Below are 10,390 nucleotides of genomic sequence, written 5' to 3'. Positions count from 1 at the left end.
ATTAATAAATATTACCAATTAAACCCTTAATAAAAATCTAATTCATCCCTTTGATTTATTCAACCTTTTTTTAAAAAAATAATAATCACTATATTAATATAGGTTCGCAAATAAATCAGGACGTAAAAATGCCACAAGTACTGATTTAGCAACGCCTGTAGCATTTTTATTTATTCAAAAAGTAGAGACAACAGGAGTCGATCCCTTGTCTGAAGGCATCATCAACACATGCTTCTACGTGTGTAGTTTATCGATAAAGTTCTCAATGAGACACTGCTGATGAACAGACGTTGTTGCATTCGGGTGGATGGCTCGTGATTCGCAGTCTAAAAAAATAAGCTGACTCATGCAGTTCGGCACACTCGCAATCAGTGATTTGTTAATGGCACTTTTGTTATTCATCTTCTAGGATAATAGTGATGTGATTGTTGTGGATTTATTTAACTTGTGGTGAGCATCAAATAACCGAATCGATATCATAATGGAATCAAGTTTGAAATGGAGATAAATCGACTTTGATTAACAAAAGAAGAAACAAGAAAAGGGCCACCCGTGCATAAACTACGCACGGATGACCCTCTTCTTTCATTCCATCTTCTTATAGCATGACACTTAAAGTCAGCTAACCTAGCTGATCACTCACCAGCTTGTTTCTTCTCTTGTTGCTTCTTTAAATACGCTTCTCGAAGCTGATTGATTTTATCTTTTTTATTCGATACAGCTGGTTTTTTCCCATCTTGATACTTGGCAGCGGCCACCTTACTTTTCATATCTAATTGATATTTTCCCATTCGATTCACCTACTTTCATTTCATTGTGAGACATGCTCCATTCACATTAAAAGACCTTCTAATCTCAATGAAATTAGAAGGTCTTCATGAAATATCATTGATCACAGTCATCGTAGACTGCTTAAAAATGGAGACGGCGGGAGTCGAACCCGCGTCCGAAGGCATCGTAACGCATGCTTCTACGTGTGTAGTTTATCTATTGAATCTCAATGTGACACTGCCGATAAACAGGCGTTGTCGCATCCAGTCTGGTTCATCTCTTCTTCGCGCCCTCAGACGGCGAGGTTGAAGCGTAGCTTGCTTAGTTTGAGACCCTGATAATCATCCACACAAGCGATGGATGTCAGGATCCGCAGGGCACTTAGGCTGCTGCGAGTTGTGTGTTAGTTTTGCCAGTTATAGGCGTTTGCGTTTTAACGAGGCCGACCCCTCGACACGCCACATACGACCGACCTACCCCCGTCGAATCCATAACGTCCCCGAGGTGGTAATTGGTACTACAACAACTATACCACAATCAGGTCTCGCTGTCAGTATTTTTGCCGGTCCCGGAGTGCCCGGTCGACGTCGCGCTTCGCATCTTTCTTCTTCAAGTCGTCGCGCTTGTCATACTTCTTCTTCCCGCGCCCGATGCCGAGGAGACATTTCGCGAAGCCATTCTTGATGTACACTTTGAGCGGGATGATCGTATAGCCGTCACGCCCTTGTGCGCCGATGAGCTGATTGATTTGTTTCTTATGCAACAATAGCTTTCGGACACGGAGCGGCTCGTGGTTGAACCGGTTCCCTTGCTCGAACGGGCTGATATGACAGTTGTGAAGTGTCGCCTCGCCACCGTCAAAGCGGACATACGCGTCGGCGATATTGATCTTTGACTGGCGCACCGATTTAATCTCGGTCCCCGTCAACACCATACCGGCTTCAATCGTATCTTCAATCGCATAATCGAAGGACGCTTTTCGGTTTTGGGCGAGCACGTTCGAATCTTTCTTCTTGGCCATACACATTCAGTCCTTTACTTCAATATGGAGGAGGGGTCGCCCCCTCCCGTCAACGACGCTTCTTCGCTCCGCGTTTGGCGTCGCCTTTACGTTTTTGCTTGTCTTTGTTTTTCAAGTTGAGCGCCGAACGGCCTTGTGACGATTTCTCGCCGTCCCGTTTCGGCTTCTCGCCTGGTTTCGCCGATTTGCCGGCTTGACCCGATTTCCCTGACTTGCCACGTTTCGGACGTTTGTCGTCACGACCACGGCCTCCGCGCTTGTCGTCTTTCTTCGGACGGCCTTCTTTCGCCTTGATCGTCGTCGGTTGACGACGGCGCGACTGTTCCCGCTTCGGCATCCCGACGATCGTGAAGTCAATCGTCCGCTCGTCTAGGTTGACGGCGTCGACTTTGACACGGACGGCGTCCCCGATGCGGAACTGACGGTTCGTGCGCTCCCCGAGCAACATGAGCTGCGACTCGTCGAAGTGGTAATAGTCATCCATCGACTGGAGACGGACGAGCCCTTCAATCGTGTTCGGGAGCTCGATGAACATCCCGAAGTTCGTGACACCGCTGACGACGCCATCGAACTCTTCCCCGAGACGCGATTCCATATACTCGGCTTTCTTCAAGGCTTGCGTCTCACGCTCGGCATCGACCGAACGACGCTCACGTTTCGACGCCTGCTCGGCGATCGAGTCGAGACGGTCCTCGTATTTGGCGATCGTCTTCTCTGACACGTCGCCGTTGAAGACGTATGTGCGCATGAGACGGTGGACGATCAAGTCCGGGTAACGACGAATCGGTGACGTGAAGTGCGTGTAGAAGTCGGTCGCAAGACCGAAGTGGCCGAGCGAGACGTCGTCGTACTTCGCCTGTTGCATCGAGCGGAGCATGATCGTGCTGATGACCGCTTCTTCCGGTTCCCCTGCGATCGCCTTCAAAATCTTTTGAAGCGTCTTCGGGTCGACCGTCTGGCCTTTGAACCGTTCGATATGAACGCCGAAGTTGGCGACGAAATCGAAGAAGAAGTCGAGCTTGTCCGACTTCGGATTGTCGTGGACACGATAGATGAACGGGACGTCCATCTTGTGGAAGTGCTCTGCGACCGTCTCGTTGGCGGCGAGCATGAACTCTTCGATCAACTTCTCGGCGACCGAGCGTGGACGTAAGACGATGTCGGCCGGTTTGCCTTCTTCGTCGACGACGACTTTCGCCTCGGCGAAATCGAAGTTGATGGCCCCGCGCGAGTTACGGCGCTTGCGCAGCACTTCCGCGAGCTCGGCCATGAGGTCGAACAACGGGATATACGGCTCGTAGCGTTTGAGCGTCTCTTCGTCGTCGCGCTCGATAATCTCACGGACGTTCGTGTACGTCATCCGCTCCGTCGTCTTGATGACACTCGGGAACAGCTCATGGTTGACGACCTTCCCGTTTTGCGGGGAGATTTCCATGACACAGCTGAGCGTCAAGCGGTTGACGTGCGGGTTGAGCGAACAGATTCCGTTCGAGAGGCGGTGCGGCAGCATCGGGATGACGCGGTCGACGAGATACACACTCGTCCCGCGCTCGAACGCCTCGATGTCGAGCGGCGAGCCTTCCGTCACGTAGTGTGAGACGTCGGCGATGTGGACGCCGAGCTCGTAGTTGCCGTTGTCGAGCTTCTTGACGTGGACGGCATCGTCCAAGTCTTTCGCGTCTTCGCCATCGATCGTGAAGATTGTCTCGTTGCGAAGATCGACGCGGCCCATGAAGTCTTTCTCGTCGGCCTCGTCCGGCACGGCGTTCGCCTGGTTGATGACGTCTTCTGGGAACTCGGTCGGAATCCCGTGCTTGTAGACGATCGACAAGATGTCGACGCCCGGGTCGTTCTTGTGTCCGATGATGCGGACGACGTCACACGCCCCGGCGAAACGGCCGTCCGGATATTTCGTGATGCGGACGACGACTTTATGGCCATCGACGGCACCGAGCGATTTGTCCGGGTTGACGACCGGCCAGAAGTTGATGCGCTTGTCGTCCGGCTCGATGAAGGCGAACTGGTCGAGGCGTCCGCTCGGGAGCGTGTACGTCCCGACAAACTCCGACAAGCCGCGCTTCAATACTTTGAGGAGCACGCCCTCGGTCTTGCCACGGTTGTCCTCGCGTTTTTTGACGAGGATCGTGTCGCCGTGGTAGACGTCTTTCAATTGCTCGGCCGGCAAGAAGACGTCATCGGCCTCTCCTTCGACCGACAAGAAGCCAAAGCCGCGCTGGTGAATCGAGATGATGCCGGCAACTTGGCCGAGTGCGGCGAGCGTCCCGTAACGGTTCGTCCGCGTCCGGCCGATTAACCCCTCTTCTTCGAGGGCGTTTAATGTTCGGATGAGTTCTTTAAACGCATCCGTCGACTCGAGCGCTAATCGCTCGGTCAATTGGTCGACAGTGAGCGCTTTATCGCTCGACTGGATGATTTCTAGTAGTTGGTCACGTAAATTCAACGTGACACCTCCTTTTCACACTGACCAGTCCAACGTTTCGAGAAAATCGAGCACGTCGTGGTGCAGTTTCTCTTTTTCTTTGTCGAGGGTGATCACGTGTCCTGACTCCTCATATATGAGCAGTTCTTTTTGGAACGCGTTGATCGCCTCGTAAATCTCGTGTGCAGATTGAGGATCAACCATGCGGTCTTTCGCCCCTTGGACGACGAGCGCCGGGACGAAGATGTCTTCGAGTTTCGTCGTCGTCTCGCGGACGAACGCACGAAGGTCCTTGAGCGTCGGCATCGGCTTGAAGTCGTCCATCTCTTGCTCGATTTGCTCAGGTGTTTTCGCTTCTCTTGATTTATATTCTCGGGCGTACGCCTGGACTCCTTTGTATAACCGGTCCTCGGCGTCGATGCCGGTCGGTGCGCACATCGGGATGACCCCTTTGACGTTCATTTCTGAGGCGAGGCGAAGCGACATGACGCCGCCAAGCGAGAGGCCACAGACGGCAATCTCGTCATAACCTTTATCTTTTAACGCCTGATACGCGTCCTGGACGTCTTGCCACCAGTCGGCTGGTCCGAACTGAAGCAATTCTTCCGGTGGGACGCCATGTCCCCGATACTGGGGTCCCATACACGTATAGCCTTCTTTTTGTAGGAAACGGCCGAGCATGCGGACGTCCGCGCTCGATCCGGTAAAGCCATGTAACATCAACACGGCACGTGGTCCGCCTTCAAAGAAAAACGGTTTCGGTGCAGTCACTTTCATCGTTCAAGTCATCTCCTCGTACATTCCATTATTCCCAAAAAAAATTCTAAAAAAACAAAAGCTGACCGCCTCACGTAAAAATCGAGAACGATCAGCCTTTCATCATAATGATGCGACTAGTAATCCTAAAATGAAAAACAACGTGCCTAGTACAGCTGCAGTTCGGTTCAAAACAGCGTCAAAGCCGCGCGCTTTCTGGCGGCCGAACAACTGCTCCGCGCCACCTGCAATCGCCCCAAGACCTTGCGACCGACCTGACATGAGCAGTACGACGACAATCAATAAGACAGCCACGACGAGTAGGCTGATTGTAGCGATCGTTTGCATAGTAGTCAGTTCCTCCTTCTTTTTACACGCCTTTTATTATATAGAAGTTATGACGAAAACACCAGCTTTCAAATTATCGGGACGGGTAGCTGAACCCTTCCCCGATGACCTCTTTCACTTGGTGGATGACGACGAACGCACGCGGGTCCGTCACTTCGACGATTTTCTTGAGCGGCGCGACTTGGCGCTTGTCGACGATCATATAGAGCATGTTCTTATCCTGCTTCGTATAGTAGCCGTGGCCGTGGATAATCGTCGCCGAGCGGCCGAGCGTCTCCGTCAACACGACGGCGAGCTCTTCTTGTTTGTCGCTGATGATCGTGACGGCCTTGCGGATGTTGAGTCCCTCGGCGACGAGGTCGATCACCCACGAGCCGATGATGATGGCGATGAGCGTATAGAGGACGACTTGTTCCCCGAGGAAGAAACCCGAGGCGGCGACGACGATGGCATCGATGATGAACATCGACACGGCGACGCTCAAATGAAGATACCGCTCCATGAGCCGGGCGATGATGACCCCGCCCCCGGTCGTTCCGCCGACACGGAGCACCATACCGATACCGATTCCAATCAAAATCCCAGCATAGACGGCCGCGAGCAGCTTGTCTTCCGACGGGCTGCCCCAGTTGTGCGTCAAGCTGAGGAAGAACGACGTCGCGACGACGGAGATGACGGAGTACACCATCGTCCGGCGGTCGAGTAGCTTATACCCGATGATGAAGAGAATCCCGTTCCCGATAATCGACGTGACGCCGAGGTCCCACTCGAACAGATAGAACAAGATGATCGTCACCCCGAGCAGTCCGCCTTCCGAGAAGTCGTTCGGGACGGTGAAGTAGTTGACCCCGAAGGCGAGGATGAACGACCCGGCGATAATCCAGGCGATGTCCTTTAACGAGATCGATTGCAGTTTCTTCCACACCTGTTGGCGGAGCAGATGTTGTTGTTGACGTTTCATATGAGTTCCCCTTTCCACATAAAAAAGACCGCGGCCAAAACCGCAGTCTTCTCGTTATGCTGGTTTTGGCGCACCGTCTTTCATAATCGGCAACTTGCGGTCTGCGACGTTTGCGTAGACGTCCAAGAGTGCCTCTTTTTCCAAATCCCAGTTATATTGTTCACGCGCCGTCTTCGTGTTCGCTTTGACGCGTGCGTAGAGCGCTTCATCTTCGAGCAGGCGGTTGACACCGTCCGCGATCGACTGCGGGTCGTGCGAGTCGACGACGACCCCGACATCGTTCCCGGCGACGACCCGTTCGATTTCAGGGAAATCGCACGAGACGACCGGCACTTCGGCCATCAAATATTCGAACAACTTGTTCGACGAGGCCGAGTAGTGGTTGAAACAGACGTTGTTCAACACTTGGAAGCCGAGATACGCGTTCATCGTATAATACGGTAACGCCTCGACCGGTACTTTGTCAATCATCTTGACGCGGTCCGCCACGCCTTCGTCCTCAATCATCTGCTTGATTGTCGGCTTCAGTTTCCCGTCCCCGATCATGACGAGCGTCCCTTCCTTGAAATCTTTCGCCGCGAGGATGAGTTGCTCGAGACCGCGACCGGCTTGGATACCGCCTTGGTACAACAAGATTTTCTCATCGCTTGGCAAGCCGAGGAGCGCATGCAAGTCTTTCCGGAGCGAGAAGTCGAGCGGACGATAGAACGGATAGTTGTGGAGCACGTACGGATAGAAACCGTAAAGCGTCTCGTTATGCGCCGCGCGCGTATGGTTCTCGACCATCATCGTGTCGACGTACGGCAGGAGCCAGCCTTCGAGGTTACTTTGGATGTAGCCGTAACCGGTCCGGTCCGTCTGGACTTCGTGCGAGTCGTAGACGATCTTCCCTTTGTTGACGAGCTTCCCGGCGATCAACGCTTGCGGGAGCGTGTTCAAGTCGTTGGCATGATAGAAGTCATACGACTTCTTCGTCGAGGCGAACACCATCTCGAGCATCGCGCTCAAGTTGACGATGTTTTTCCGGACCGGTGGGAGCAGAATCGCGCCTGCCGCGGCACCGAGGCCGAGCATCGTGAACGGCGCGAGGACGAACAGTCCGGCTCCGATGAGTCCGGCTCCGATTTTACGCGTCGTCTTCTGTGTGACCCACGTCCGGGCCGATTTGAGCGCCTTCATCCCGTTGACGAGAATCGACGGTTGGCGCTTCACGCGGATGACACGGAATCCTTCCGGACGCATCTCTTCAGCCGGGAGCTCTTTATTCTTCGGGTCTTGGAGGGCAATCAAATCGACCTCGTAGCCCGCCTCGGCGAGCGCCGAGCATTCGCGAAGGACGCGGGCGTCATTCGTAAAATGGTTCCATACAAACATACATACCTTCATCGTGTTTCCTCCATCGTTACTTTTTCGACCACGTCTTCGAGGACGTGGATATTGTTTTCCCAACACAAGTTGTCTTTCACATAGCGGACGCCGTTTCGGCCGTACTGTTCGCGTAACTCCGGACGTTCGAGAAGCGTTCGGAGCGAGCGCTCAATCTCATCGATGTCACGCTTCCGTGACACGTAGCCGACCTCCGCCGCTTCGATGACATTCGCCGCATGGCCTGACACCGCAGCGACGATCGGTTTGCCGACCGCCATGTAGTCGATGAGTTTTCCAGGGATGACCGTGTCGAAGACGTCCTGGTCGATTAAGCTGACGAACGCGACGTCCGCATTTTTAATCGCCTGGAACGCCTCCGTCCGTGGCATCGCTTCGAGGAACAAGAAGTTTTTGAAGCCGCGAGCCTTAATCGTCTCCTTCAACTCGTTCTTCCGATAGCCGTAACCAATCAATTTGAAGTGGACGCGCGGCTCGTCGCGGAACCGCTCCGCGAGCTCGAGCAAGAGCGACACGTCTTGGGCGAGGCCCATGTTTCCGGCGTATAGAATCTCCATCCGGTCGTCTTCTGGGACGGTCCGCTCGAGTTCCCGCTCGCTCTGTCGAATCGAGTTCGGCATGTAGTGCATGCGCTCGTTGTCGACGCCGCGCTGGCGCAGATAGCTGCGGAACCCTTCCGAGTTGATGATGATCGCGTCGGCCGACTTGTACAGCCGCTTCTCGAACCAGAACGCCGGGGCGAGCATCCAGTCGTACTTGAACACGCCGACGCCTTTCACCGACTCCGGCCACAAGTCACGGACGTCCAAGATGAACGGGACGCCATACTTCCGTTTTGCATACACCCCGACGAACGCCATAAAAAAAGACGGGGTCGTCGCGAAGACGACATCCGGTTTCGTGTCGAGCGTCCGTACGGCGCCGACGCCTTTCATCATCTGTTCGACGAACAAGGCGAGCCGGCTGAGCATGTTTGACGTGTGCTTGCGCTTCTTCGTGATGAGCCGCTTGATGAACGGTTGGTTGTTGAGCGCGTGATCGTTCCAGAACCGGTCGTCTTGATACAAGTTGAAGTTCGGATACGATGGCGCGGCCGTGATGACCTCGACGTCGTAGCCACGTTCTTTCATGAGATGCGTAATATTTTGCATCCGGTTGCCGGCACTGCCGATCTCCGGATAATAGTTTTGACAGACCATTAACATTGTTTTCAAAAGTAACACACCTTACTGTTGTTCGAGTTCGTCCACGAAACGCTTCAAGAGCGTGTGGACGTTAGGTTTCAATTCCGGGTCGCACAAGGCGTGGGCGATCGTCGCCTCGATGAAGCCGATCGGTTCCCCGACGTCATAGCGACGACCCTCAAATTCATAGGCGTACACCGTCTTCGCCTCGTTCAATCGGGCGATGGCGTCCGTCAGTTGAATCTCGCCCCCGGCACCGACTTCTTGGGCCGCGAGCGTCTCGAAGACGTCCGGCGTCAAGATGTAGCGACCGAGGATGGCGAGGTTCGAAGGGGCCTCCTCGACCGGCGGTTTCTCAACGAACGTCCGGACCGGGATCAGCTTCCCTTCGACGGCAAGCGGGTCAATTATACCATATCGTTTCGTCATTTCATACGGGACGCGCTGCACGCCGATGATGGCACGTTCGTGGCGTTCGTATTGCTCAATCAACTGCTGTGTCGCCGGTACGTCCGATTCGATGATGTCGTCCCCGAGCAGGACGGCGAACGGCTCGTCGCCGATGAACTTCCGGGCACACCAAATCGCATGGCCGAGTCCCTTCGGCTCTTGTTGGCGTATGTAGTGGATGTTCGCGAGATTCGACGAGTGACGGACCGACTCGAGGAGCTCCGTCTTCCCTTTCGCTTCCAAGTTTTGTTCGAGTTCGATGGCGCGGTCGAAATGGTCCTCGATGGCGCGCTTGTTCTTCCCGGTCACGATGATGATGTCCTCGATGCCCGAGGCGACCGCTTCCTCCACGATGAATTGGATCGTCGGCTTGTTGACGATGGGGAGCATCTCTTTTGGCATCGCCTTCGTCGCCGGCAAGAAACGGGTGCCTAGCCCCGCGGCCGGGATGATGGCTTTCCGTACACGTGTCATGGACGTCTCTCCTTTTTAGCTACTGTATCTGATTATACCCAATTTCCTAGCGTTCACGCACAAAAAAAACGGCCGTGACATGCGTCACGACCATTTCCGGTTGTCCATATACTTGTACAGGAACCAACCGCCGACACCGAGCGCGATGAGAAGAAGGAGAAAACCGCTGATCATCATCATGAACGCCCCCTTTCACCTACACTATCCTATTCCCGGAATGACGGATTAACATACCTCATGTTTCTTGCTTCACTAGACGGCAGACTGCTTTCCAGGGGTGATGCGGATGCCTCCGCAGGGCATTTCGCGCTTTGCCGGGTCATCCTTGCATCACTCTCCCCTAGGAGTCAGCCTGCCGTCTTGTTTCGCGCTCCGCCTTACATGTGACACATACGCCATCGAATAAATGATATATCTAAAAATAATATGAGAGTGAGCGAGCGCCCACAACCGTCCAAGCGGCACCGTGACTCTTGCAGGAAAGCAATCTAACGGAGACCCCGCAAGCACGATGTGCGAGGAGGCTCCGTGGATTGCCTGCAGAAAGCATCGGTGCCGCCGGGACGGATTGAAAAACACTCACACAAAAAAACAGGCCC

General features: G+C 53.9%; 9 protein-coding genes and 1 other RNA gene. All 10 read right to left on the bottom strand.

The genetic code is table 11. From position 1 onward, the window contains the following. Positions 1-635: 635 nt before the first annotated feature. The 10 genes from RT52_RS15945 to galU all read right to left on the bottom strand — a co-directional run bounded on the left by RT52_RS15945 (position 636) and on the right by galU (position 9,791). The gene (locus tag RT52_RS15945) at positions 636-791 is read right to left on the bottom strand and encodes a hypothetical protein (RefSeq protein WP_034816047.1); all 156 of its coding nucleotides are present in this window, start codon (positions 789-791) and stop codon (positions 636-638) included. A 125-nt stretch (positions 792-916) separates the two neighbouring features. Then, positions 917-1,272, bottom strand: a transfer-messenger RNA (tmRNA) gene (gene ssrA, locus RT52_RS16285). Between the two features lie 49 nt (positions 1,273-1,321). Next, positions 1,322-1,792, bottom strand: a complete 471-nt coding sequence (gene smpB, locus RT52_RS15940; RefSeq protein WP_029334607.1) for an SsrA-binding protein SmpB — start codon at positions 1,790-1,792, stop codon at positions 1,322-1,324. Between the two features lie 49 nt (positions 1,793-1,841). Next, on the bottom strand, positions 1,842-4,253 hold the full coding sequence (rnr, locus tag RT52_RS15935) for a ribonuclease R (protein ID WP_034816045.1): 2,412 nt from the start codon (positions 4,251-4,253) through the stop codon (positions 1,842-1,844). Between the two features lie 15 nt (positions 4,254-4,268). Continuing rightward, positions 4,269-5,009: an alpha/beta hydrolase gene (locus RT52_RS15930; protein WP_034816042.1), complete on the bottom strand. Its 741-nt coding sequence runs from the start codon at positions 5,007-5,009 to the stop codon at positions 4,269-4,271. Between the two features lie 102 nt (positions 5,010-5,111). Next, on the bottom strand, positions 5,112-5,336 hold the full coding sequence (gene secG, locus RT52_RS15925; protein WP_012726902.1) for a preprotein translocase subunit SecG: 225 nt from the start codon (positions 5,334-5,336) through the stop codon (positions 5,112-5,114). Positions 5,337-5,409: 73 nt separating this feature from the next. Then, positions 5,410-6,297 (bottom strand): YitT family protein, encoded by an 888-nt coding sequence (locus tag RT52_RS15920; RefSeq protein WP_051690297.1) that lies wholly within the window; start codon positions 6,295-6,297, stop codon positions 5,410-5,412. 54 nt (positions 6,298-6,351) lie between these two features. Continuing rightward, a complete protein-coding gene (locus RT52_RS15915) occupies positions 6,352-7,683 on the bottom strand; it encodes a glycosyltransferase (protein WP_034816040.1) in 1,332 nt (443 codons plus the stop codon). Beyond that, the gene (locus RT52_RS15910; protein ID WP_034816060.1) at positions 7,680-8,888 is read right to left on the bottom strand and encodes a glycosyltransferase family 4 protein; all 1,209 of its coding nucleotides are present in this window, start codon (positions 8,886-8,888) and stop codon (positions 7,680-7,682) included. The genes RT52_RS15915 and RT52_RS15910 overlap by 4 nt, the downstream gene beginning before the upstream one ends. A 21-nt stretch (positions 8,889-8,909) precedes the next feature. Further along, entirely contained in the window at positions 8,910-9,791 is an 882-nt protein-coding gene (gene galU, locus RT52_RS15905; RefSeq protein WP_034806708.1) for a UTP--glucose-1-phosphate uridylyltransferase GalU, read from the bottom strand. Between the last annotated feature and the right edge of the window lie 599 nt (positions 9,792-10,390).

Source organism: Exiguobacterium alkaliphilum 12/1, from assembly GCF_000714435.1.
Classification (GTDB): domain Bacteria; phylum Bacillota; class Bacilli; order Exiguobacteriales; family Exiguobacteriaceae; genus Exiguobacterium; species Exiguobacterium alkaliphilum.
This window is presented reverse-complemented; position numbering and strand designations above follow the sequence as displayed.

What these genes read in the sequence shown, in the direction of transcription:
- RT52_RS15945 (WP_034816047.1), bottom strand. Translation starts at nt 791, where the DNA reads ATGGGAAAATATCAATTAGATATGAAAAGTAAGGTGGCCGCTGCCAAG.
- smpB (WP_029334607.1), bottom strand. Translation starts at nt 1,792, where the DNA reads ATGGCCAAGAAGAAAGATTCGAACGTGCTCGCCCAAAACCGAAAAGCG.
- RT52_RS15930 (WP_034816042.1), bottom strand. Translation starts at nt 5,009, where the DNA reads ATGAAAGTGACTGCACCGAAACCGTTTTTCTTTGAAGGCGGACCACGT.
- secG (WP_012726902.1), bottom strand. Translation starts at nt 5,336, where the DNA reads ATGCAAACGATCGCTACAATCAGCCTACTCGTCGTGGCTGTCTTATTG.
- RT52_RS15920 (WP_051690297.1), bottom strand. Translation starts at nt 6,297, where the DNA reads ATGAAACGTCAACAACAACATCTGCTCCGCCAACAGGTGTGGAAGAAA.
- RT52_RS15915 (WP_034816040.1), bottom strand. Translation starts at nt 7,683, where the DNA reads ATGAAGGTATGTATGTTTGTATGGAACCATTTTACGAATGACGCCCGC.
- RT52_RS15910 (WP_034816060.1), bottom strand. Translation starts at nt 8,888, where the DNA reads ATGTTAATGGTCTGTCAAAACTATTATCCGGAGATCGGCAGTGCCGGC.
- galU (WP_034806708.1), bottom strand. Translation starts at nt 9,791, where the DNA reads ATGACACGTGTACGGAAAGCCATCATCCCGGCCGCGGGGCTAGGCACC.